This window comes from Halobacteriovorax sp. JY17, assembly GCF_002753895.1.
GTDB lineage: Bacteria > Bdellovibrionota > Bacteriovoracia > Bacteriovoracales > Bacteriovoracaceae > Halobacteriovorax.
This window is the reverse complement of record NZ_NJER01000002.1, coordinates 440,739-466,272: the sequence shown is the minus strand read 5'-3', so window position 1 is coordinate 466,272 and position 25,534 is coordinate 440,739. Positions and strand designations below refer to the sequence as shown.

16 protein-coding genes are annotated in these 25,534 nt (G+C 35.9%); 7 read left to right on the top strand and 9 right to left on the bottom strand.

What is annotated here, in order from left to right:
- The first annotated feature begins 267 nt into the window (after positions 1 to 267).
- The gene (locus tag CES88_RS10485; RefSeq protein ID WP_290734102.1) at positions 268 to 1,944 is read left to right on the top strand and encodes a M23 family metallopeptidase; all 1,677 of its coding nucleotides are present in this window, start codon (positions 268 to 270) and stop codon (positions 1,942 to 1,944) included.
- Positions 1,944 to 2,711, top strand: a complete 768-nt coding sequence (locus tag CES88_RS10480; protein ID WP_290734100.1) for a hypothetical protein — start codon at positions 1,944 to 1,946, stop codon at positions 2,709 to 2,711. Before CES88_RS10485 ends, CES88_RS10480 begins: the two co-directional genes overlap by 1 nt.
- A gap of 39 nt (positions 2,712 to 2,750) precedes the next feature.
- Here the strand turns inward: CES88_RS10480 and CES88_RS10475 are convergent, their stop codons facing one another.
- The 3 genes from CES88_RS10475 to CES88_RS10465 all read right to left on the bottom strand — a co-directional run bounded on the left by CES88_RS10475 (position 2,751) and on the right by CES88_RS10465 (position 11,407).
- Positions 2,751 to 3,521: a hypothetical protein gene (locus tag CES88_RS10475; protein ID WP_290734098.1), complete on the bottom strand. Its 771-nt coding sequence runs from the start codon at positions 3,519 to 3,521 to the stop codon at positions 2,751 to 2,753.
- 1,060 nt (positions 3,522 to 4,581) lie between these two features.
- On the bottom strand, positions 4,582 to 5,220 hold the full coding sequence (locus tag CES88_RS10470) for a hypothetical protein (protein ID WP_290734096.1): 639 nt from the start codon (positions 5,218 to 5,220) through the stop codon (positions 4,582 to 4,584).
- A gap of 712 nt (positions 5,221 to 5,932) precedes the next feature.
- A complete protein-coding gene (locus tag CES88_RS10465; protein ID WP_290734094.1) occupies positions 5,933 to 11,407 on the bottom strand; it encodes a VCBS repeat-containing protein in 5,475 nt (1,824 codons plus the stop codon).
- A gap of 272 nt (positions 11,408 to 11,679) precedes the next feature.
- Here CES88_RS10465 and trmB point away from each other — a divergent pair, with 272 nt between their 5' ends.
- The 3 genes from trmB to rpoD are packed head-to-tail and all read left to right on the top strand — an operon-like array spanning position 11,680 to position 16,053.
- On the top strand, positions 11,680 to 12,375 hold the full coding sequence (trmB, locus tag CES88_RS10460) for a tRNA (guanosine(46)-N7)-methyltransferase TrmB (RefSeq protein ID WP_290734092.1): 696 nt from the start codon (positions 11,680 to 11,682) through the stop codon (positions 12,373 to 12,375).
- Between the two features lie 6 nt (positions 12,376 to 12,381).
- Positions 12,382 to 14,304, top strand: coding sequence for a DNA primase (gene dnaG, locus CES88_RS10455; RefSeq protein WP_290734090.1), 1,923 nt, complete (start codon positions 12,382 to 12,384; stop codon positions 14,302 to 14,304).
- Positions 14,305 to 16,053, top strand: coding sequence for an RNA polymerase sigma factor RpoD (rpoD, locus tag CES88_RS10450; RefSeq protein ID WP_290734088.1), 1,749 nt, complete (start codon positions 14,305 to 14,307; stop codon positions 16,051 to 16,053).
- A 70-nt stretch (positions 16,054 to 16,123) separates the two neighbouring features.
- Here the strand turns inward: rpoD and CES88_RS10445 are convergent, their stop codons facing one another.
- The 3 genes from CES88_RS10445 to CES88_RS10440 all read right to left on the bottom strand — a co-directional run bounded on the left by CES88_RS10445 (position 16,124) and on the right by CES88_RS10440 (position 17,637).
- Positions 16,124 to 16,384 (bottom strand): HigA family addiction module antitoxin, encoded by a 261-nt coding sequence (locus CES88_RS10445; protein WP_290734086.1) that lies wholly within the window; start codon positions 16,382 to 16,384, stop codon positions 16,124 to 16,126.
- Between the two features lie 8 nt (positions 16,385 to 16,392).
- The gene (locus CES88_RS16650) at positions 16,393 to 16,686 is read right to left on the bottom strand and encodes a type II toxin-antitoxin system RelE/ParE family toxin (protein ID WP_365992941.1); all 294 of its coding nucleotides are present in this window, start codon (positions 16,684 to 16,686) and stop codon (positions 16,393 to 16,395) included.
- Positions 16,687 to 16,956: 270 nt separating this feature from the next.
- A complete protein-coding gene (locus CES88_RS10440) occupies positions 16,957 to 17,637 on the bottom strand; it encodes a response regulator transcription factor (RefSeq protein WP_290734084.1) in 681 nt (226 codons plus the stop codon).
- 324 nt (positions 17,638 to 17,961) lie between these two features.
- On the opposite strand from CES88_RS10440, the gene CES88_RS10435 reads away from it, so the two are divergent.
- On the top strand, positions 17,962 to 21,111 hold the full coding sequence (locus CES88_RS10435) for a DEAD/DEAH box helicase (protein ID WP_290734082.1): 3,150 nt from the start codon (positions 17,962 to 17,964) through the stop codon (positions 21,109 to 21,111).
- Between the two features lie 43 nt (positions 21,112 to 21,154).
- On the opposite strand, the gene CES88_RS10430 is transcribed toward CES88_RS10435, so the two are convergent.
- Positions 21,155 to 21,766: a transposase gene (locus CES88_RS10430; protein ID WP_290734080.1), complete on the bottom strand. Its 612-nt coding sequence runs from the start codon at positions 21,764 to 21,766 to the stop codon at positions 21,155 to 21,157.
- Between the two features lie 367 nt (positions 21,767 to 22,133).
- On the opposite strand from CES88_RS10430, the gene CES88_RS10425 reads away from it, so the two are divergent.
- On the top strand, positions 22,134 to 23,579 hold the full coding sequence (locus CES88_RS10425; protein WP_290734077.1) for a Fic family protein: 1,446 nt from the start codon (positions 22,134 to 22,136) through the stop codon (positions 23,577 to 23,579).
- Positions 23,580 to 23,617: 38 nt separating this feature from the next.
- Here CES88_RS10425 and CES88_RS10420 read toward each other — a convergent pair whose 3' ends face one another.
- Positions 23,618 to 24,502 carry a hypothetical protein gene (locus tag CES88_RS10420; protein ID WP_290734075.1) on the bottom strand — a complete coding sequence of 295 codons (885 nt, stop codon included), beginning with the start codon at positions 24,500 to 24,502 and terminating at the stop codon, positions 23,618 to 23,620.
- The gene (locus CES88_RS10415) at positions 24,495 to 25,505 is read right to left on the bottom strand and encodes a glycosyltransferase family 9 protein (RefSeq protein ID WP_290734073.1); all 1,011 of its coding nucleotides are present in this window, start codon (positions 25,503 to 25,505) and stop codon (positions 24,495 to 24,497) included. The genes CES88_RS10420 and CES88_RS10415 overlap by 8 nt, the downstream gene beginning before the upstream one ends.
- Positions 25,506 to 25,534: the final 29 nt, after the last annotated feature.

Here is a 25,534-nt window from a genome sequence, read left to right as displayed (position 1 = left end):
AGTAGTATATCTCCAATGAGCCTCTAGATAACATATGCAAAGTAATAATTACTATTTAATTCTTTTCTCTTTTTTATTTTCAATGAGATAGAGGGGAAAAGGTAATATCTAAAGAGTGAAGATTAGAAAATCCTCTGCCCAAAATACATGGGATCCCCCACTGTCTATTCTTTTTACACCCTTTGCAATTATTTCAAAGTCCCCCGTCTAGCTCCCAATTTTCCTTATACTAAGAGCATTATTAATTAAATCTGAGAAACGTCTATGATGAACAAGAAATTACTCTACTTACTCCCTATACTCGCCACTCTGAGCTCCCAGGCCTTTGCTAATCCAGCAATTTACCTTTGGGATAATCAAGAAGGATTAATTCCTGCGGCAGGTTGTAAAATTTCTCCATCTAAATCTACTCCATTCAAGATTAGTAACTTCACGGGTTGGAAGAGTAGCAATACTGAAAATCTAAGAAACTATAATGGTGTAAGGCAGTCACACTTAGTTAATGGATCAATCATTAAATCAATTGATGGCAAGAAGAAGAATAACTACGAGAAAGTTGAAGTTGTAGGTGTTAACAAGAATACAAATGCTCACATTAATAGATGGTTCTCTCAAAGACTTGATCAAGGTTACCTATTTAAGAAATCAATTCTTCCAATTGAAGATTATATACTTGAAGTTGAACACTCTAATCTTCCAATTGAACAAAGAAATATTATTTCAAAGCATAATTCATCATACTGGTTAGCAGAGTCACAAGGTAGTTACTATAATCTTAATTGCCCTGGTAAGAATGAAGGAAGAGATTACACTCTCTTTAGAGTCTATAAAACTCTATCAGAAGAAGAAACACCTTCTGCTTTCGTTGGAGTTTACTGGGATGAATCTAAAATTTTAGCAGATATTAGAACAACTCCAATATCTAAACTAAAATTAGATCTTGTTGATGCAGAAACTTCTTACGATTTAGAAACTCTACTCTCAAATGATGAGAATCAATTTGTTGAGAATGAAGAAATTCTTACAAGTACTGAAGAGTTCGAAAGGGAAGTCATTAAAAATAATGAAATAGAAAAAGCCGCAGGAAATAATAAAGACGTAAGTACTATTATCAATAAGACTACTCCAATAGAATCGAAAGGTTCTTTCGAAGATGTTGTCTGCGTTCCAAGTAATACTTTAAATGTTAGGAATGAAGACTTAAATAAAGTGATCTTCAAATCACACACTGGAGAGAAAGTTAAAAAGTTTCAGTCTTTTGAGCCAGAAGAAAAAGAAATCACTCTTGATGGAGTTGTTTACACATTTATTAAAGTTCAATTTTCAGAAAGAGAAGAAGCCGACCAAACAATTGGTTGGGTAGCAAGTAAGTACGTTCAAAAGAAATCTGACTGCAAATACTTAAGAAGTGAATCTGATATTAACGTTGCAAGAGATATTGAAATTACAGGTTTAGATGATCCAAAATGTTGCGAGTTTCCAACAGTGAAAACACCAACACATAGCTACACTTCAGGAATGAGAATGTTCAATGCCAGAAGAGGTGGCGGAACGAGATCTCACGCAGCTTGTGATCTTTATAGATATAAGGACGAGCCGATTCTCTCGGTTGCTCCAGGAGTCGTACTTAGAGACCTATACTACTTCTATCAGGGTACTTACGCTCTAGAAGTTAGACATAGCGGCGGTTTTGTTGTGAGATACGGAGAAATGACAGGTAAAAAAGAAAGTGGCGTTTCTAACGGAAAAAAGGTTAAAATGGGTCAACGAGTTGGATACATGGGAAAAGTGAATTCGAACTGCTGTCGCCCGATGCTGCACTTTGAATTATTCAAAGGTACTAAGTCTGGTTCTCTCTCTTCACAGGGAAATAAGTTCCAAAGACGAAGTGACTTACTAGATCCAACTCATTACTTACAAAAGTGGGAATCTGGAAAGTTTTAATGAAGAAAATTACATTCATAATTATAATTCTAGGACTGGGCTATTACTTTACCCAGTCCTTTCTGCGTTCTGATCACACTCAAGAAGATGAACATGATCACGATGAGCACACAAGTGCCCCCGTCAAGAAAACTAAAGATAAGTCCACTCAAAGTTCTTCCCCTACAACTAAGACTAAAGACTCAGAACAAACGAAGTCTGCAAATCACGATGGACACGATCATGGCAACAACGACGAAGGGTTTGAAGTTGAAGTTGTAGACATTCCAAGAGATCAGGCAGGAGAATCTCTAGTAGAGCTTGGAGAAATTGCCTCTAGCTTTGCAAATAAAGAAGTCGATGTTGACGCATTAAAAGACACTTTAACCAAGAGTGGGCTCGAAGTAGTCTCCACCAAAGATTCAAATCCTTATACGGGTAGCATGACTGTTATTAGAACAAATAACTCACTCCCAGGAACGAGATACTTCCATGCTCAAGTTTTCACCGACGAGAGTGGAAAGCCGTTTGTTCAGCACATGTCCTATGAGTATAGACCTTCAAAAAATGCCTTCGCAGAAGCCGTAGCTGCCGCTAAGAAAACTTTTGGACTCACAAAGGTAGCTGACGTTAGGAAAGATGGTTTCTATTCTTGGAACACTGAAGACGGTTATATCATTTGGATAAAGAGGATGACAGCTGAGGACCTAAAGGACGATCCATTTAACGCCTATACTGAAAGTGATATTGGAACAATTAGAACTGCTAAAGAGCTTGAGATTCATTAAGCCTGCTAGGCTTTTACCTAGCAGACTCTATTAAGAGAATTACTTATTACAATATTTTGAAACGGCCTTAAGTGCTGTTTCATACTCACCTTTTTTACCTGTGTACGGAACAAAACTTCCATAATAAGCATGATGAAAAGATGTCATTCCCTCTGTATAAGAGTAAGTCTGAGCTGTTTGATAATTACTATCTAAAACTTGAATTTCATAACCCTGAGTTGTTTTTTCAATATCAAAAACTAGCCACGCATGAGAGGTAACACCCTTAATCTGAAGCATTTGATAGGCGATCTTTCCTTCATTCTTAACATAAGTGTAAAGGTCATCCATTCTCTCTTTAAATTCTTCTTCAGAGATCTCACTCGATCCCCAAAGGCCTACCGCCCATTGCTGTCTAAGGAATCCATCACCTTTTTGCCATTTCTCAAGCTCGGCCTGAATATGAGCAGCGTTAGCATAGGAGAAATCATTTATATTTTCATAGCCACCGATTTCGACAACCTTCTTTCCCTTTCTTATTGCTTTAATGATTTTTACAACTTCCTTCTCACTTGGATAATCAAGCTCTGGTCTAAACCTAGCAATAACCATGGCATTTCTTTGAAAACGACTATGCCACCAACAAACTCCACCATTAACAAGCCCACCTTGATTTCTAAAGGCCAAGAGATTGTCTCGATCCTCAACTTGCAATTTAAGAGATTTTATAGATTTCTTATTCGCGCAAAATGCTGCTTTTGACTCCGCTTGCGCGTTAAGTGAGGTAAGTGTGCAAAATCCTAGAGAAAGGGCGAGTAGTGTCTTTTTCATATGGGCTCCTTTATTTAATTTAAGGAGTTCATATCACACAACGCATGCGCACCGCATTAAAATGTAAATTCTACAGTTCATTCAATTGGACCTAGGTATAAAAAAGAAAGTGGAGCAATGTTAGCCACTCACCATGATGAGAGCTCAATGTTCTAGAACTAGAAAAGTATAATCCTTCACCTGATAAGAATGGATTTTCAAAAAGGTGAGCAAAACTCCAAACGAGTTTTGACTCAAGTTCTTTTACCTTCTTTAACTCTATTCTACCTAAACTTGGATTAAACTCAACTCTCTAAAAAATAATTAAGTAAGCTCTGCAGGCCCTTCTAGGACATAAAAGCATTACTATGACGGTAAATTACTATGGGCAGATTCAAGCGAGTGATGTGGAAATGGTTAGTCCATACAACTAAAGAATCAAATAGATATATTGAATTTGTCTGCAATGTACATGATCAAAAAGAGAGTTATCATAACTAAGATAATAAGTAACGCTCCTTTAACCAAGGATGGTAAGGAGTTATAAAGTTTACCAATACCACTTTTATCAAATTTTTCCCAAAAGAAACATAATATCAACTCAAGTGCTCCAATAACAAGTGGCCAAATTACTAGATAATAGTGCCAGTTCTTTTTAGTTATCTCTATCCCGATCATACTTCCTGAGAAGAATAAAAAAATTACTCCAACCAAGTAAATTATAACCAAGAACATCAAGTGAAATTTAATCTTATTCATAGTTACCTTATGGGTTATGGCCACACTCAGGACAAAAAGGGGATTTGAATGGACTAAAGCCCTTAGGAGTTACCTTTGAGTTATTGAAGAAATTCCACAGAAACCTGTTCTTACATTTTGGGCATTTAATTGATCTAAAGACTAAAATAGGTGTTAGAATCCCGAATAAGACTAAAATAAATGTTATTCCCTGATACCCCGAAGATAAGTAACTCCATATTACCCAAGCAGAGATAAGGCTTGTTAAGCCCAGAAACGCACCAGTGTAAAACCTTTTAGAAAATCCAAGTTTATGTAAAATTGAATCAGTCATAATATTTCCTTAATCAAACGAATAATCTCCAAATGAATAATTATCTGAGTTTAAGCCACCAGAGCTTGAATTATCTTCATTTTCACCACCAAAGTACGAATCAAATGTATCACTTATTGAAAATGTGTCTTTAGGTGTAGAGTTGAAATCTCCAGAACCAAACCCAATATCATTAAGGAATGAATTGGGGCTGTTGTCTGCCATAGTATCCACCCAAGCACCAAACATATTTCCAACTTGTGTACCTGCCCAGAATGACCCTCCGACCATAGCTGACTTTAATGCTGTCGTTATTGCAAAATTACCAACAGTACCTAACCTTCCAAGTGTTGCCACATTACCACTACTTTTAATCAACTCTCCAAAGGTAACCCCAAGGCCGACTTTTGATACATTTCTTACAAACTCACTACCGATTGCAAGACTGGTCGCAAACTTAACCCCCTTATTAACCATGCTACGACTTGCTTGCCTTCTTCTTTCAAGATTAGCGGCATAGCTAGCATACCCACTCGGATCAACAAGATTAACGGGATCTCCATTAACATATTTTAACCCATTCATATCTGTTGGGTTCTTGATTAAGTTTTCTGGACTCCATTTTAACATCGGATCAAAAGTTAGCCACTCACCGTGATGAGAGCTCAATGTTCTAGAGTTAGAAAAGTATAATCCTTCACCTGATAAGAATGGATTTTCAAAAAGGTGAGCAAAACTCCAAAGTAGTTTTGACTCAAGTTCTTTTGCTTTCTTAAGATCTATTCTACCTAAACTTGGATTAAACTCAACTCTCTAAAAAATAATTAAGTAAGCTCTGCAGGCCCTTCTAGGACATAAAAGCATTACTATGACGGTAAATTACTATGGGCAGATTCAAGCCAGTGATGTTGAAATGGTGAGCCCTTAAACTAGTCTTTTAGGCTAGGTATCCAACTTTATAAAGTTGTGAAATGACGATTACAACCCATGATGCAACCCCAACAACCATACAAAAAATAAACAAATAGTTCCTTGATCTAAGTTTAAAGTTACTCCATGTTTTTTTGATAATATTAAACAGAACTAATTCTAACATTGGGAATAGCAATATTAAGAAATAACCAACGTAAATATCTAATTGTTCTTTAGTCATAATGAGTAACTATACTTGTATAGAATAGCAAAGATAATAAATGCTTCGGCTAAAAAGCCAATGCCAAAAAAGAAATAAACAGTACGAAGCCCTCTTTTAGTAAATTTATTTGTATATAGGCCTTTTTTCACATTTCTCAAAAATATGAACACTGATATATTAGTACATAGAATTAACAAAGCGAAAAATATGATTCCTAAAATATTTGATTCCATCATGACTCCATATTTAAAAAGTATAATTACCAAAGCTGTAATTGTCAGGGTTTAACCCACTTGAAGAATTACCATAATTTGTATCTCCACTAAAATAATTATCTGAAAACGAACTCATTACACCACCAGAGATGCTTCCTGCCATGACTCCTGCAGCTTGTCCATTAGTCAGAGAATTTATACTTCCTAAAGTATTGCCAATTACTGGTGTATTCAAAAAGGCACGATTTCCTATTCCCATCCCAATTAAGCCTGATGTCAGCCCAATTCCAGCTGAAATGGCAGCATGGTTTACATTTAAGTCAACAAACGAAGTTCCACTTGATAATTGAGATGCAATATTTGTAGCACCACCTATCAAACCATTAACACCACTTAGGGCCAATGCTCCCAAGCTAGAAGCACCAGCAACAACTCCAGCTGCTCCAGCTCCAGCACCAATCAATGTCGCCTGAACTAATTGGGCTGTTGAAATATTACCGTTTGATACCATGTAAGCAGAAATTCCACCAAATGCACCTCCAATGAACATACCTGCTCCAAGAGCTGTTGCTGATATAGCAAAATGCCCACTCGGATCAACAAGGTTAACGGGATCTCCATTTACATATTTTAGCCCATTCATATCTGTTGGATTCTTGATTAAGTTCTCTGGACTCCATTTTAACATCGGATCAAAAGTTAGCCACTCACCGTGATGAGAGCTCAATGTTCTAGAACTAGAAAAGTATAATCCTTCACCTGATAAGAATGGATTTTCAAAAAGGTGAGCAAAACTCCAAACGAGTTTTGACTCAAGTTCTCTTACCTTCTTTAGCTCTATTCTACCTAAACTTGGATTAAACTCAACTCTCTTTACACCATAATCTGAAAACTCTCTTACAAATAAAAGTTCTCCAGACTCACTATCTAAAAGACCTAGTAAACTCCCTCTATAACTAAAGATTCCTGGGAAAAATTTCTCATTAAAAGAAACACCTATAGGCCTTCCCTCTACGCGAACAAGAGATAAGTTATCACCCATAACTTTAAAATGGTCATTATCAATTTTCATCCAACAATGACTAGATTCTGGGTCTAACTTATCTAAACCAAGACAACTTCCCTTCATTTCTCCTGATGCTGTAAAGAATTGATGAATGACTTTATCTTCATGAGAGATTTTAACAGGCATATCATTAATATATTCAACTTTATACTTTCCAACACTCTCTGCTTGAAGAGTTTCATTCCGAGCAAGCTTTTCTGGATGATCTATTGTTAATCTATAATCTTGAGTAATATCTTTCTTTACAGAAATTTGAGCAAGATCTGGTCTATAAAGATTGTTATGAACCACTTCGCTAACTATATCTTTCTTATATTGATATTCTTTTTTCGTTCCTCTTGAGAAGAACTCTTGCTTCACTTGAGAGATCTTTGAAAAAGATGTGTAAGTAATATTTGACTCATAAATAGTATGTCCTTTATTTTCTATTTCAACACCAAGACTTCGACCAAGCTCATCAATCTTATACTTAAGACTCACTCCATTAGAGAAAGTTAATCTCTCAACTTCTTGAAGCGCTCCTCTCTCTACATTAACAACAAATGGATCAATCCTAGAAACTAGGCCATTCTCATAAGAACGACCTTCTAAGTGTGCTCCCCATCTCTTTTCAATAGGTCTAAAATAATCATCATACTTAAATTCAATTTTATCAGTTAAAAATGTCACACTATTAACCAATCCACTTTGATAGTTATAGTTAAAAAATATTTCACCAAGTCTAGCCGAATTAAGAGCACCGCTATCATAAAGATAAGATTCATTTAGGATATGATTACCATCTCTATTAGAATTAGCTTCTACTATTTGATCATATTTATTAAATTTAAAAGAGCTACCATACTCGTCAACAAGTTTCTTCTCTCTATTATGATATTTACGACGAAGAATATTTGAGTTTTCACTAAATTTAAATATTTGCTCAATAGATTCGCCTTCAACATTTCTTCCCCAATGAAATGGAAGTTGTTCAAATTCAGTAAGCTCTCTTCTCTCATTAAATATAGGATTAATAAGCATTGATCCATATTTTGATTCTGAGACATCGTTGTCCGCATACTTTATATGACCTAAAACTCCATTTACTTTCGAAGACTCGCTCAAGCCTTTTTGGCATCTTTTACTGCTAGACAGTACATCTCCCGAGCGAGAAGACATCTGACTCTCCGAAGAACAAGATGAACTATTATAATATCTAGTTTGGACTCTTCCGTTATCATGAGATAAGAGGTTTCCAAAAAGAGAGTATTCAAATCTTTTGACTACCTCGCTCCCATTTTTCTGGGACTTTTTAACTCTTCCCATGGAATCTAATTCATGCGAGAAGCTTACATCATTCTTTATCTCATGAAAGTGTCTGCTAAACCTAACGGGAAATCTTGTACTCGTCATTTCCGGAGAAGTAAAAGTATAGATACTTGTATCATCTGCATTAATCTGTAAAAGAAATCCATCACTAGAGTAGCTATAACTCTTTACCACACCATCAATTTCAGAATTCTTTAAGAAACCTGTGACTTGTCCATATGAGTATTTTAAAGTCTTTCCATTTTCAATCTTAGAAATTAGAAGTGGAGACTGATCTCTGTAAGAGTATTCAGAAAGAACATTATTAAACACACCCTTTCTTACAACTCGTCCCTCTTTGTCATAATTAATACTTTCAATATTGATAGGAGTTATAGCTTCATTATTTAAAAATGTTCTTATACCAACGGGCCTTAAGAGATCAATTTCATACTCATACTTTTTCACAGAGAGTCTTTGAGTCGCTCCAGACTTGTACAGAGAATTATTTACAACCTTGTCGATCCCTTTTTCAAAATGGTCATAATTCACATTAAAAACAAGATCTTTTCTATGCCCCTTTTTACTTGAAGTAGTTTTAACGATGACTCCCTTTTTATAAGAAAGTAAAGTTGAGCTCTTTAAAAATATATTCTTTTTCCCAGATATATATTCTTCATAGAACTTGCTCTTATTATTTCTCACTAAGACTTTTCGTCCATCAATAGACTTATACATCTTATTAAAGCTTACACCATGTGGAGTAACGCCGTTACCAATAGTCAATTCCAAACGCTCTGATTTCAATTCAACTTTACTTGGATCATAGTTTGATAGTCCTATATCATCTCTCCCCTTTCCCTTTCTTCTTCCGGAGGAAAATCCTCTATCTATAGTACTTAGATTAAATGGCCGTCCTGGATTTATAAAGGGAATATTAATATTTGGTCTAACATCAAAGTTAGCTGGTCTTACAAGTTGTCTCGAAAAATTTATGTCATTGTAAAATTCATCTTGCTCTTCTTTATAATCACTCTCTCTATCTTTAAAGTAATTATATGAAGTAATTGAATCATAATTTATTGAAAGGCAAAGCGTGTTTCGTGTTTTTATCGACTCTATTTCTCCACTATTTGTAACATCACAGTAAATCTTTCTATTCACGGAGATTGTTTCCTTGCCATTTCTTCTCACATGAACAATTTCTTCAAAAGCACTATCCTCTTTTGGTGAACGATAATAAACGCTCTCCGTCTCAACTCTTTCATCACCAATATATTTAAATTCGACAGGAAGAAGAGAATTCTTTTGATAAATTTGATATTTAATATCGACTCTCCCACCAAATGGACTGTAGAGAGATGAAAGCAGACCAATATTCTGTTTTAACTGCACTGACTTATTCTTCATTTTCTCAGCATCATAAATTTCAAAGATTCCATCTCTATCTAAATCTCTAATGACTAAGTCCTCTTTCTTAGAATTATCGTTCACAAAAGAAACAAATCTCTTTCTTAACTCACTTAACTCAACAACTTCCTTTTTAAAACCATCTCTTTGGTTCAAATATAGTTCAGATAAATTAAGTACATCAATTCGCCCATCTCTATTCCAATCTAAAAAGAAAGTATTTTCATTACAGCTAAACTCTCCTCTTTCTTTACTCAATAATTTGAATCCTTGTCCCCTCCATGATGAGTATCCAACGAGGCCCTTCCCTAGACTGTTTTGTAAAGACTCCCTTTTTAAAGACTTGAGAATGTTTTTAGCAAAGTTTCCTGAGATCTCTTTCACAGGACAAGAGACAAGATCCTTTTCCCCATCATTATTCATATCAACCAAGAAAAGCGCCCTTTTATTTATGACATTGAAATGATTTTGTATGACGTGAAGTTTTTTCTTTTCATCCCACGTATCTGACATTGTCACTTTTATGGTGTAAGGCTTAAATTCTGCAGGAATAACTTGATTAGAAACAGTGAAAGGAACAGAATCAAGCTTGCTATTTATATGTGGTGGTCTGTGCTCATCATTTACAAAGTGCTCGTAGTACCCACCATGCCAATTATTATAATACCTTTGTCCATTGATTATAGAGTTTATTGAATTTTCATATTTTTCAAACTCAAATTTTATAAAATCCTCAAAACCTTCCGAAGCTTTAACACCTCTAGCTGATTTGTAGTCATTTACTTCAAGGACTTTATCGCTAACTTCAATCTCTTGATAAAGGTCTCGGTACTCACCTTGAAATTTTGGCATTACGCCACCGATATAGGAGGCATACTTTAAACGGTTTTCATCATATCGAATTTCAAAAGATCTCTCTTCACTAGAGTTCTCCTGCTTAATCAGAGTTAAATTTCCACTGGTATATTCAAAGTGAACCTGCGTATTATTTGAGTAAGAAATCTTCGATAAATATTTCCCATTCCATTTCATTGTGATGCTATGACCATACTTATCAAAGACTTTTATAGGGTCTCCGTTTTTGTTGAAAATCCACCTCTCTCCATTTGGAATTAGAACGATCCAACCAAGGTAGTGATTATTAAGTCTAATAAAGTAATTCTCATTGCTACTGTAATTTATTTGAAAAATATTAAAGTCTAAGTTTTCGAAGTTTTGATTTTCATCTCTTAGAATACTTTCAACATGATCTCTAATATCATCTTTAGAGAAATCAACTTCTTTAAGATCCCCATCTCCAAGTATCCCTTCCGCTGTATGAGGTAGATAATTCACTGACTCTCTATTGGACATCTTTGGAATATTCCATCTCCAGCCATTTCCAAGAAATGAAAAGTCTCTATATTGAGTAAAGTAAGAAAACTCTATTTCTTTTAAAGATAGAAAGAATGGTGGAAGGTCCATTTTAAATGAGGTCGTGAAACCTCCTTTATTTCCTACCACTCTAAGAAGTGGATCAAACGCAAGTTTTTTAATATTTGACTTAGATAGCTGTTCAACCTCTTTTGAAGTAGACTCTGCCTTATTCATGCTCTGTAATGTATTGACTTCAAACTTAGGTATTGAAACTGTCGGCGTGACTGTAGAACTCCCACCTCCCCCGGGTACTCTAACCTCTCTTTCAAACCCATGACTGGAGACTGAAAGCAATAGTAATAAAGTAAACACATATGAAATCTTCATCTAACGCCCTGTTTAATTTAAATTTTCCTTCTTTTAAATGGAAAGCATAATCCTCTCAATACAATTTGACGGTGGGACAAAATCAACCCACCGTGACGTAATAGTTTTCTTGAACTTCTCCCTTAACAGGCTAATATTTCGTAAATAGAGAATCCCACGAAGACCCTAGGGCTGTATTAATTACATTACTTTATTCAAGGAGTTCATCTTGATCTTCGACCCCTTGCGTGCTAGTTAGAAACACTGGAAAATTCAGACATTTTGGGGAATATATGGTCGATCTCACTTATAGTGATGAGTTCAAATACACTACTAAAAATCCATACAGCGACAAGCTCGATGAGTTTAAGGACTTTGTTTACAGAGACCATGAAGCTGAATTGATGAAAGGAAAGTGGAATAAAGAAGCTTTCAAAAGAGAAGCTCCTCTTTATTTAGAAATTGGAACTGGCTTTGGTCATTTCATGATGGAATTTTCTGAAAAGAATCCTGATGTAAATTTCATTGGTCTTGATTATAGATTTAAGAGAAGTTTTTCTCTCGCAAGAAAACTGGCCGCTCACCCGACAAAGAATTTTAAATACCTAAGAGGCAAGGGCGAGAGGATTCACTTTCTCTTTGAAGAGAATGAACTTGATCAAATCTTCTATTTCTTTCCTGACCCATGGCCTAAGACTAGACATCAAAAGAAGAGACTCTTTCAAGAGCCATTTCTCAATCAAGCCTATAAAGTTCTAAAACCTGGTGGTAGAATTTTAATCAAGACTGATCACGATGGTTACGCTGAATTTATGAAAGAAGTCATGAATGCCAATGAACAATTTGAAGTTGTCATGTCTACTGATAATCTACGCGAAGAAATACCTGAACACTTCTTGGCGAGCTTTACTACTAAATTTGAAAATATCTTTCTTAAGAAAGGAATTAAAATTAAAGCATTTGAATTAGTATCTAAGAAAAAGGACTAGAGGCCCATGTCCCTTAAGGACCTTAAAGAAAGAATTGTTACAGAAATTCCCATCTCCGCAATCGTCGGAGACTATATAACTGTAACTAAAAAAGGTACTACCGCACTTTCTGTTTGTCCTTTTCACAATGACCACAAACCCTCAATGAATGTGACCGATTCCCGTGGTCGTTATAAATGCTTTGCTTGTGAAGCTGGTGGCAATGCTATCGACTTCGTTATCAACTATAAGAACTTAGATTTTATTGAGGCCCTTAAAGAAATTTGTACGAATCACGGAATTAATTTTGATGATTACAATCAACAAAAAGCAAAACCACCAAAAGTTCTAATGGCCGAAAAAATTCTGACAAAGAGTAGCCAACTCTACCAGAGAATTGCCGAGTCAGGACGCTTCGAAGAGTATCAGAAATTTATTAAAAACCGTGGTCTCTCTACCGATATCGCCAAAACCTATAACCTTGGCTACGCCCCAAAAGATAGTAAGCTCACAAGCTATCTCTCTTCTATTCCAGACCAAAAAGAGCGCGACTTCGCTCTCACTATCGCTAAAGAGCTAGGCCTTATCAGAGTCGACAAGAATGACTCTAAGTCCCACTATGACACTTTTAGAGACCGAATTATCTTCCCTATCTGGGACCAATACGGCCAAGTTGTCGGTTACACTAGTCGTGCAGTTTTTGATTATCAGAAAGCTAAGTACATGAATTCCCTAGAGTCTTTCATCTTTAAGAAGAAGCACATCCTTTATGGACTACACCTTGCAAAGAGTAGTATCAGAAGCAAGGATGCTGTCGTCTTAGTTGAAGGAAATATGGACCAAATCGCGCTATTTAACAAAGGATTTACAAACTCAGTGGGGATTCAAGGAATTGCCATGGGTGATAGCTCGCTTGTTAAACTGAAGGCGCTCACAAAGAATATTTATCTAGCTCTCGATAACGACAATGCAGGTTGGAATGCGGCCGAGAGAATTAATAAGCAATGCCTCGATGTAGGCATTACTGCTAAGTTTGTCGACCTCGCCCCTCATAAAGACCCAGATGACTTCTTAAATGCTGAAGGATCTGTTGAACTGCAAAAGAGAATCGATCAGGCCAAGGCCTTCATTGATGTTCAAATTGAAAGAGTCATTCCAGATAGAGTTCCTGAGCTTCTCGATGCTCAGTTAGCAATTTTAAACCAAGTCTTCTCTATCCTCTCACCTTTGAAGGCCAGTCTTGCGGCAACAGAGCGCGCCGCACAAGCAGCAAGAACTATTGGCCTGAAGTCTGAAGCTACTCAAATTATTAGTAACTACAAAGAATTTCTCTCTGGAAATCAAGCGCCTACCAACTTCGCCCCGCCCCCAATGGACGAACCAGAAGGGCTTATCACTGAATCTTTTCACGAAGAAATTTCTTTTGAAGAGATGCAATACCTAACAGGTGAACTCGAAACAATTGAAGCACCTGCTTTAAGCAAAATTGAGACCACTTTTCTCTCTGAACTAATCAAGCACCCAGAGTGCCTAACTAGCGATAAAATCGGGGAATTACTTGATTATGTGTCCTCAAATGAGGTACAAAAATACATTACTAGACTTAAAGAATTATTTTATGAAATTGACGAGAGTGAATTTGTTCCCATCGTTTCTAATTTCACTAAGAATGGAACTTTCTCTAGTGCATTAAAAGAAGTGATTGCAACGGCATTAAAAAATTATCGTGCAATTTCTCATGATGATAAAGCTGTTTCTAAAATAATTTTTGATATTAGAAAGAAACTTGAAATCACGAAACTCACTTTGAAAAAAGATGAAGTTAAAATGAGAAAGAAGTCTTGTACGACGAATGAAGAAATTAATGAGCTTATGAATGAGCTGCTAATTATAGAAAAAGAAATTATTAAAGTGAAAGCTTTAAAACATAAAACCCCCGGGGGAAAATAAATGTCGATTGTTACCGTATTTATTAATTCAAAAGATTTCTCAAAGTTACTCATCAAAGGGAAAGACCAGTCTTACCTAACAGCTGAAGAAATTAATGACGCAATTCCAGCAAGCATTGTCGAGCCAGAGGCCATCGACGAAATTATGCTTAAAATTCAAGAAATGCGTATTGATATTCAGGATGAAACCTCTGAGGAAGAAGATGAAGGTATCCGCTTAGACGGTACAGAAATTATCGAAGAGACACTTTCAAAAGAAGAAAGAGCTGAGCTCAAGTCTGCTTCAACAGATCCAGTTAAGTTATATCTTAAGAGAATGGGATCTGTAGCCCTCCTTACACGTGAAGGAGAGGTTGTTATTGCAAAAGAAATCGAAGAAGGTGAAAGAGAAATTATTCTTTCAGCAGTAAAGTCAACTCACGCAATTAAAGAGATCATCAAACTAAAAGAAAGAGTCGAAACTCAAGAGAATCAAAATGAGTTCGTCAAAGAATTAGTTCGTGGTCTTGATGACGAATCATCTAACGCTGATATCGCAAAAGTTCGTGAAGAGATTTACTCTGTTTGTAACGGACTAGACTCTCTATTAAATAGAGTTGAAAATGAAGACGGTACAATTAAAGAATACACTCAGGAAGAAAAGAAGAAGATGGATGGGCTTGCTCTTCGTCTTGCTGACCTTACTTTCAACAGAAAAATTATCAATAGCTTTGTTGAACCAGTAAAGAAATACTTCCTACAATTTAAGGAATTATACGAACAACAAGATCGTATTTTTAAATTCCTAGAAGTTGAAGGTGCTGACGATTACAAAGTTCTCTACGAAAAAGTTCTTGAAGACGATGCTTTCAAGAGACGTCTTGCAAAAGATCTCTACACTACTGACGCTAAGATTGAGCAGTTAATTAGAAATCAAGAAGACGTTATCAGAAAACTTCGTAGACTAAGTCTAGATGCAGGAATGGAATTCACTGATATCGAAGACGTTTATAACATCATTCTTAAGGGTGAAACAAAGGCCGACGTTGCCAAGTCTCAACTTGTTGAGGCCAACCTAAGACTCGTTGTTTCTATCGCTAAGAAATATACAAACAGAGGATTACAATTCCTTGATCTTATTCAAGAAGGAAATATCGGTCTAATGAAGGCCGTTGATAAATTCGAGTATCGTCGTGGTTATAAATTCTCGACTTATGCCACTTGGTGGATTCGTCAGGCGATTACAAGAGCGATTGCTGACCAAGCAAGAACTATTCGTATCCCAGTTCACATGATTGAGACAATCAACAAGATGGTTAGAACTTCTAGACAACTGATTCAAGAGCTTGGACGTGAGCCTACTCCAGAAGAAATTGCTGAGAGAATGGAACTTCCAGTTGATAAAGTTAAGAAAGTTCAAAAGATTTCCAAAGAGCCAATCTCTCTTGAAACACCAATTGGTGAAGAAGAAGATAGCTCACTTGGTGACTTCATCGAAGATAAGAAGATCATCTCTCCAGCTGACGCTGTTATGAGTGTGACTCTTTCTGAACAAACTCGTTCTGTTCTTTCAACTCTTACACCAAGAGAAGAGAAAGTTCTTAGAATGCGTTTTGGTATCGGTGAAAAGTCAGATCACACTCTTGAAGAAGTTGGTCAAGATTTCTTCGTTACAAGAGAGCGTATTCGTCAGATCGAGGCTAAGGCCCTTAGAAAACTTAGACACCCGTCTAGAGCTAAGATGCTTAAGTCATACGTAGACAAAGAATAGAAGACTTATCAAATTATTTAATATCAGGGCCCCTTTTTAGGGGCTTTGTTATTTTAAGAGTTTCAAAAAACTAAGCGACCTTCTGCCTTGCATCCCATAGGTCGTAGTCTGCTTGCATACGAACCCACATCTCAGCACTTGTTCCGAGCTTTTTTTCAAGAATAATAGCAAAGGCCGGTGAAATGCTTCTTTTTTTATTAACAATTTCATTTATCTTACGAGGAGCGCATCCACACAACTCAGCAAGTGATGTTTGGTTTAGGCCCAACTCAACCATATACACAGATGAAAGAACTTCTCCTGGATGCATTGGCAATGGATTAGAAATCATAAATAACCTCACTTGTGATAGTTTTCAATTCTTACCTCCGAGAACTCTCCATTTTTAAATTTGAACGTGATACACCAAGGCAATTTTATAGTGACACTCCAAAACTCACTCCTATCACCTTGTAATTTGTGTAGACGGATATTTGGAGGTTGTCCTTTTATTTTTAAATCTTCAATTGTACTAGTTGAATGCATAATCGTTAATATTGCCTTAGCTCTTACCCAGAAGTCCTTTGGTAAAGACTTCGAACGATTAGTAGTCCATATATCATTTGCTATTTTTCCCTGAAAACTAACTATCATTACAACGACCCCAGAGTTACACTATACCACATAATGTAATAAGCATCAAGACGTAATCTCACTTCCTTAATATTCTTAACAAAATTAACTTTATTGACCTCTAAACTTCACTTAGTTAACTACAACTTAACTGCTAATTAACCAATAAAATCTATATAATTAAGGAGTACTAAGAATTTAGTACCGCAGGCGTAGCACTTTCGCCTCGTAAATGCGCTAAAGAAAAGTGATATGAAAACAGCAGAAAAAGACGCTCGCTTGAGCGTCTTTCTATTTTAGATTCTCTTGATTATCAACAGAGAGAAGAAATCCTTTATTTCTAATATTCACAACTCTATGCGGAGTCACCTCTAGCTTCTTTCTAAGATTTACTAAATGTGTGTTGATATTATTATCATCAACAGAGCACCCCTCACCCCAGACAGATTCAACCAAATCCCTCTTACTTCTAAGCTTCTTTGCCGAAAGCGTTTTTAGAATTTTAAATTCTTGCTTTGTTAACCCCAGACATTCGTTTTCAAAGAGGGCCTGAATATTATCAACATCAAGGATTAGAGAAAACCCAAGGCTGACTCTCTTATTACTTCTATGTCTGTGAATTTGATTTTGTAAGCGAAGACCAATTTCTTCAAAGCTCATTCCATGAGTTAGAAAATCAGTTTTAGTAATTTCTAAGGCCTCTAATTTTATTGATTCATCTTGACTGAGGGACTTTAAAACAATTGGTGTACTTGCGTACCACGGAGCTCTCGTCACTTCTCTATAGAATTGAAGTCCATTCATTTTAGGCATTAATATATCTGCTAAGATGAGGTCGTAATCATTTTCTCTTGCAAGTTCAAAACCTTCCAAAGGACACTCACACAAAGTAAGTTCAAAGAGGTCATTAAGCTTATAGTGGAATCTTTCTAAATTTTCTTTTGAGTCGTCTATATATAAAATTTTATTCATATGGTAATAATACATCATGATTAAAAAAAACAGAAGTCTTCCTAAATAAGAATGATCCACTATAAGCGATAATAAAGTAAAACTTCTTACTTAAAAAAGTTACGCAAACTAAATTTCATTTGATAGTGATTCTTGATAGTTTTTTAATTCTTAATGAATAAAGGCTTCAATAAGCTAACGAGCTGATATAAGGCAATTCTTCTTAAACAAACTTTTCAAAATAAAGACTGTTTTAGTCAACTATCTCATTAACTTATATGCCGAGGTATATTTTTAGGAGGATTCACGATACAATATAGGCTTTAAAAATTAGGAACTTATAATATGCTTCAAGATATTTTCATTCTTCCTGAATATCTAGAAAACTCTGCTCGCAGCTTTTTCAAAGAAATAGATATTTCAAACGCTAAGAAGTTTCTAAGCCTCTCAAAGGTAAACCTATCTTTTATAAAAGGCAGTCCGGAAACGTATTACATTGTCTCTGGAATTGTGAAGCACGATAGAACCCACGAATGTAAAATCGTCTACAAGAAAAGACTCGAGGGAACAGAAGAAGGTCCTCTATCGTCTAATTGTGATTGTCATGATTGGAGTGCAGAAGGCCATTGCTGCCATACAGCGGCTCTCTATTTAGGCTATCATCTTCAACTTGAAGGCGAAAAACCAAAAGATGAATCTTCACCGCCGATTCCAAATTTTGGACTAAATGGTGTTAACGTTTTAGAGTACGGAACAATTCTAAAAGCTCCTGGAGAACTGCAGGGCGCTTCTACTACTGCGACTTACTCTTCACTTCAATATCTGCTACATAATAAGAAAGTTGTGAATTTCCCACTACCTGAAAATTTCCAAGGTAAGTTGATTTTAAATATTTTTAGTCCAAATGAAGAGAGAAGCTATCCTAGACTTAAGTTTCAACATAAGAGAGATGACGAGTCCATAATTGATGAGGTTTCACTATTTGAAAATCTCTACCTCTTTGACTGGACTAGTGGTGAGGCCTTTCACTTAACGAGTGATTTAAAAACACTCATTCAAAAAGTTAAAATAAGAGGAACAAATCTTACGACAAATGATCTTATTAAGATGGCCATGCATAAAGAGCTTTCTGAAAAGTGTGAAGTCGTTATTGATGGTATTCCTCTGGATCAGGTAAGAGAAATCAATGCAGGCTGTAGAGTCACTCTCTCTCCAGGTTCGAGAAAAGGTCTCGTCGAAGTAGAAGTTAATTTTCATGATGATAATGAGAAGATTATTTCTCCTCCAGATTTCTTAACATCATTCTCTTTTGAAGGTGGATACCTTTCCAATTTTAAAAAGAAAAAAGATGCCTATGAATTCATTGAACAATTCACAAGTCATATTGAAGATGAAGTTTTTGATTACAAGAAATCACTTCATTCTAGTAGCCGAAAAGATAAATGGGTTGAGCTAATCAACTACACTATGAGTAATGAGAAGACGTTTATCTACGATCCGGAAGAGAAAGAAATTTGCGACTTTAATAATCAATTTTTAACTCTCTTAATCGCTTCTTTATATAGAAATTTTGGTGAATTATTTTTTAGATACGCCGAGTACAGAAGTGAATCTAAAACTTTATTCTTCCAAGCTTCAATGAGCTCAATCTTCCAAGGACTCTCAGCTTTCCATGATAAAGTAACCCCTTATGGTGTCACTATTTTCTATGAGAAGTCAGAGCTTGCGAATTGGAATTCTAAAATTCGTTTTGAAAGAAGGGCTTCATCTACAAAGTGGTTTGATCTCGAGCTCTATATATCTAAAGATGATTTAGAAATTATAAAGCAAGCTGATATGGACACGGGTCTCGTATTAACTAACAAGGGACTTGTCTTATTAAATAAAGAACAAAAAGACCTCATGAAGTTCATGAGAAAGTATACTAAATTTGAAGGAACTCAGGTCGAAGATGGAAATGAAGAAGCGCAAGCAGAAACACCATTTAAGAAATTCCTTCTGCCGTTTAATAGAGCGAGAATCTTTGAACTCTTCGAGTTAAAGAAACTTGGAATCGAAGGTGCTCTTACGCCAGAAGAAGAAAGACTTTGCGAAAGGCTTTCAACATTAGAAGAAGTTCCAGAGTATGATCTTCCAGAAAATCTTGATGCAACACTTAGACCTTACCAAAAGACAGGTTACAACTGGCTTAAGTTCTTACATGAAAATAAATTAGGTGCATGTCTCGCTGACGATATGGGTCTTGGTAAGACATTGCAGACAATTGCTTTCATTCAAAGTATTCACGACCAAATCGACCGTGTTTTAGTTGTTTGCCCTGTTTCAATTCTACTTAACTGGGAAAAAGAAATAGAGAAATTTTCGAAAATGAAAATTCATATCTATCATGGTGGCGAGAGAACTTTCCCTGAGGAAACTAAAATTATCCTTACAAGTTATGGAGTAATGAAAAGAGAGATCGATGAAACTTTCGCCGATAAGCACTTTGACGTTCTCATTCTCGATGAAGTTCAGCATTTAAAAAATATTCGCTCCCTTGGAGCTTACGCTGCAAGAAAAATAAAAGCAGATTATAGAATTTGTCTAACAGGTACTCCTGTTGAGAATGATCTTGCAGAATTCTACAATATTATTGATCTTTCAGTTCCTGGTATCTGGGGTGATCTTGAGTTTATCAGAACAACTTCAAATCAAAAGTCTCGTCTAACAGCTAGAAAGACGGCGGCTCCTTTTATTCTCAGAAGAACAAAGGATCAAGTTCTAACAGATTTACCTCCCAAAATAGAGAATAATGTTTACTTAAATTTTGATGAAGACGAAAGAAAGACATATTTAAACAATCTTGTTTCAATTAAGCAAAGAATTACGACCTCTCCTTCCAGAAAGAAGTATGGCGAAATTTTAAAAGGATTACTCCAGTTAAGGCAGAGTTGCTTGTGGCAATCACCTACTGTGAATCTAAATTACAAGTCTATCGCTTCTACAAAAATTGAATTTCTAGTTGAACAATTAGAGCAAATTATTGAAGAAGGGCATCAGACGATTGTCTTTAGTCAATTTACAACTTACTTAGACCTTATTCAGAATACTTTAAAAGATAGACATTGGAGACTTTCAAGAATCGATGGAAGTCAGTCTATCAAAAAGAGACAACAGCAAGTTGATGAATTTCAAAGTGGAAAGAGTGACGTATTTCTAATATCACTTAAGGCCGGTGGTGTTGGACTCAACCTAACTGCAGCAAGCTATGTTTTTATAATGGATCCTTGGTGGAACCCGGCCGTTGAATCACAAGCGATTGATAGGGCCCACAGAATTGGTCAGCAAAACACACTCACTGTTTATAGACCTATCATTAAAGACTCTGTAGAAGAGAAAGTTTTAAAACTCCAAGAGATGAAAAAACAACTCTTCAAAGATCTTCTACCCGACGACGACGAAGATCTCTTTACAGGAAAACTCTCCATGAAAGATTTCGAAGACCTTTTCTCCTAAAAGGCCTAAAAGGTACCACGTACCTAATGTTATGAGACTTGCGTTAATATTCTAAAATCTTCTTGGGTCTTAACGTATTTTTGTCCAAGGCCGGCTTAAAATAAGTCTTTCGAAGAGCATTGCGTATATCTTCAACTCTTTCTTCTCTTGCATTCTTATTAAAGAAATTGATCAGACTCTCTCGCTGCTCATCAAGAAAAGTCGTATAAGAAAAATCTCTATCGTCATTCAAAGAGCTAAAGGGATAGTCTTCCACCCTCTTGCAAAGCCCTGCTCTCACAGGATTTCTATAAACGTAGCGGAAAACATTGAAAGCGTATTTTCTATTATCAATAATTGTCCATCTATATGGACCACCAAACTTTCTGTTGATAACTCCAGTTCGGCGACTGATCATATCTGAAATCATTCGATTGAAGTGCCTCATAAAAAGATCAAGGTCCGAACTAGGAGTAGATAAAATCATGTGGTAATGATTATTCATTAGAACAAAAGCATGAACATCTACTGGGACTTTTTGACAGCACTTATCAAGTGCAATTTGAGTAATCTTCCAAACTTCAGGTAAAGGAATTTTGAACCACTCCTTATTATTCGTTCGGATGGTTACATGGTAGGGAAAAAGATGTGTTCGGATGATCTTCTTACGAGGCATTTGAAGGATATAATTCGAATTATTTTTTCTGTCTTAAATTCCGCCGATTTAATGAAGAGTTTTTCATTGGTGAAACGAAAACAAAAAAGCAGACCGTTAGGTCTGCTTTTTAATAGGGGGAGAGATTCAAAAGGCATCAACCTTTCGATGTATTAAATATAGCAGAATAAGCTACTCCCAAGACCTTTCTTGTAAGTTCTTCAATGGCCGTCAGGATTTTTGACAGGCGCCCCTCAAGTAATTACAACGACTTACCGTTACTGACGCAAATCTCATAACGTTAGGTACGTGGTACTTTTTACTTTTATATGTATGAATTTATGAATAAGTGCTACTATGAGTCTATATTTATGTGAAAAGGTTTTTTATGTCTATTTTTGTGTTGGAAGATTTTTACTTTGGTTCGTCTACTCTTAGAAGAAAGTTATCCTCAGAAGGTAAAATTCGAAAGATATACACAGGCCTCTACACTAGTGTTATGAACGATCAATTACTCAAAGAAAAAATGAGATATTCTTGGCCCATTATAGTTTCAAATTGTTTTAAATCATCCGTGGTCAGTTACAGAACAGCTATAGAGTTTAAACCTTCTCCAGAAGGTTACATTTTCTTAGTTTCAAAGAATACAAAATTAATAGAAATTGGTGGCATAAAATTCAAACATATTCGTGGTGTTGTCGAATCTTCAGGTAATAGAAATTCTTTAATGGGAGCAAATATTGCGTGTAAAGAAAGAGCTTTTTTGGAGCTACTTATTACTTCGAGATCAATGCCAGAAGATGATCGCTATCTTGATCAAAAAAATATAGAAGAAAAACTCGAAGAACTATTAAAGCAAACAGGTGAAAATGGATTGAATGAATTTAGGGATAAGGCAAAGGAAATTTCAGTAGAGCTAAACCTTTCTCAATCTTTTAAAAAGCTTGATAAAATCATAGGTTCTCTACTTGGCTCAAATACTACAGACCTCAAAAGTCCGAAAGCAATAAGTAGAGCAAAAGGTCTTCCAATAGACACTGATAGAATCGCTCTTTTTATGAATTTAGCCTCGCACATGGAGACATTGACCTATCCTAAAATATCTCATCAATTTACGAGTATTGAACACATCGAAAATAAATCTTTCTTTGAGAGCTACTTTTCAAATTATATAGAAGGTACAGAGTTTTTAATTGAGGAGGCTGAGGAAATTATTTTTGATAAGAAAGAGATCGAAAACAGAGTCCAAGACTCACACGATATCCTTGGTACTTTTGAAGTTTGCTCTGATATGAACTTCATGAAATCCTCTCCTGACAATTCTAGTGACTTTATAAATGATCTACAGACGGTTAATAGAAGAATATTGTCTACGAGGGATGATAAGAGCCCTGGAGATTTTAAAGTAAAGCCAAACAAAGCAGGGAATACATATTTTGTTGCGCCTGATTACGTTGAGGGTACGCTCAGACGGGCCTTTGAAATATATCAAACAATATTAGAGCCAATTTCAAGAGCTGTATTTCTCAGTTTCATTGTTAGTGAAATTCATCCATTCAACGACGGTAATGGGAGGACTTCTCGCATAATTCTAAATAGAGAGCTTCTTTCAAATAACTATCCTTCCTTAATTATACCTACCGTCTACAGGGAGGATTATATTGGCGCACTTAGAACTTTATCTCGAAAAGGAAGAACTTCACCTATTTGCAATATGTTTCTTAGAGCTCTTCATTTTTCAAATCTCGATTTTAGCAATTATCAAGAAATTAAAAAAGAGCTTCAAAATAAGAATTGGTTTATTGAACCACAGGAAGGAAAAATAATCACTTAACGCAAATCTCATAACGTTAGGTACGTGGTACCTTTTAGTTATTTGAGTTTAAAGTTTTTGAACTCGCCAAGTCTAATGCCTGTTAAGTATTCAAATTGATCACTGAGCATAAGCCTTAAATCTTTGATGTGGAATTTATACGGAAGAGACAGAATATCAAGATCGTTCTTATTCTTTTCAATCCACTCTTGCATCACTTCTGGATGAGACTTTGTAAAAGGCCGAAGCCCCCAAACTCTTTCATAGTTGAAAGATTGATCTTTCTTCTTATCACCATGATAAAGCTTATCAAAAGCAACTGTTTTGGCCTGCATGACCTGCTCTGCTCTCGCCCAACCGTAGTGATAAACAGAGGCATCTACTTGCTTGCAAATAACTTTAGAATTATCTGCATTTCTAAAGCCCTGTGCATCTAACCAAGACTTAATTCCTTTACCGTTTCGAATTAAGCGAAGTTCGCGTCGGTAAGTTTTCTTCGTTACTTTTTGAACATTAACATTTCCATAGAAGTGAATATAATTAAAAACGAGTCCATCATAACTAAGATCTTTCTCCATTTTATCCACTTCGTCTTTTATGAGCGCCAGATCTTTTTCATGAAGACACTCATCGCCTTGGATATACTGACAATACTTCCCCGTTGCTTTGGCGAGAGCGATATTCGTTTGCTCAGAAAGAATAAGGCCTTTTGAAGTCATGGCCGGATCCCAATAGCTTTTTAAGAAGATATATTTCTCACCCTTAAAATGCCCTGTAAGGTAATCCCAAGTTCCGTCATCATCAGTTAATTCTTTATTATTGAAACCAACATTTATAATGACTTCGTCGCAGATAGGGTCAATACTTTCGATGGATTCCTTAATTGGATAACCTAGTGTTAAGCCGTTCTTAATAAAGGTTATTCCTGATATGAGCTTAGTCATTTAAATCCTTTTCAATTCTTGCAAATACATCTCTTGGCATAAACTCATTTAGGCAAATCATACTCGAGCAATTTGAAAGCCCGCAGTAGTGCGCCGTACGAGTCCTGCACTCAAGTGGGTCTTTATAAAAATAAGGGTGCGCTTTTTCATCGTATGGATGCCACTCATTTGGAGGCTCTGGCCCAAAGAGAGTATAAGATTTTACGCCTGTTGCAATTGCCAAATGTTTAAGCCCAGTATCATTTCCAACATAGAGTTTTGAGTTTCCAATAAACCTTGGTAATTGTGAGAGCGGGATATGTACAATTTCTGCGTAGTCATTAATATTTAATTCTTCGAGTCTCTCTTTAATTTCAAGATCACCCTCTGATTTTGAAAGAGGAATTTTTATACTTAAGTTTGGGAAACTCTTTGAACAAATTTTTGCAAGTTCAACATAGTAATCCAAGGGCCACATCTTTGTTGCTCTTGTTGCCACTACTCCGAGAACCAGCCTTTTCTTCTTAGCCTTCTCGGCACTTATGATTGGAGTGTAATTTAAGAAATTTGGAATTTCTTCTTTCTTACTCAAGCAGGAATAAACTCCGTCCAAATCTCTTTGAATCACTGGCTTAATGACTCCTTGGTCTAATATACCATTAGGTACGTGGTACTTTTTGGAGTGATGGTCGTGAAAGAAGTATGGAGTTCTAAATAGTTTTGAATAAGTATTAAAAAATTTGAATGTTCTTCCGGCCAGATGCATTTCAAAAATAACATCGGGTTTTAAAGCTCTCATTTTCTTAAAGAGAGCGACCCAGTCTTTAGCATTTTTTAAATCACAGCTTATAACTTGATCGCATTCAATATCGACATTCTTATATAACGGAGTTATCCACGAAGGAATCGCGTAGATAATCTTTGCCTCTGGATAAAGTTCTCTAATATATTGAAGTGCTGAAAGACCCATAATGGAATCCCCCATGGCCCTATTCTTCACAACGAGAATTGTTCGATATGTCATATTCTTAAGTATAATCAATTAGCCTACTT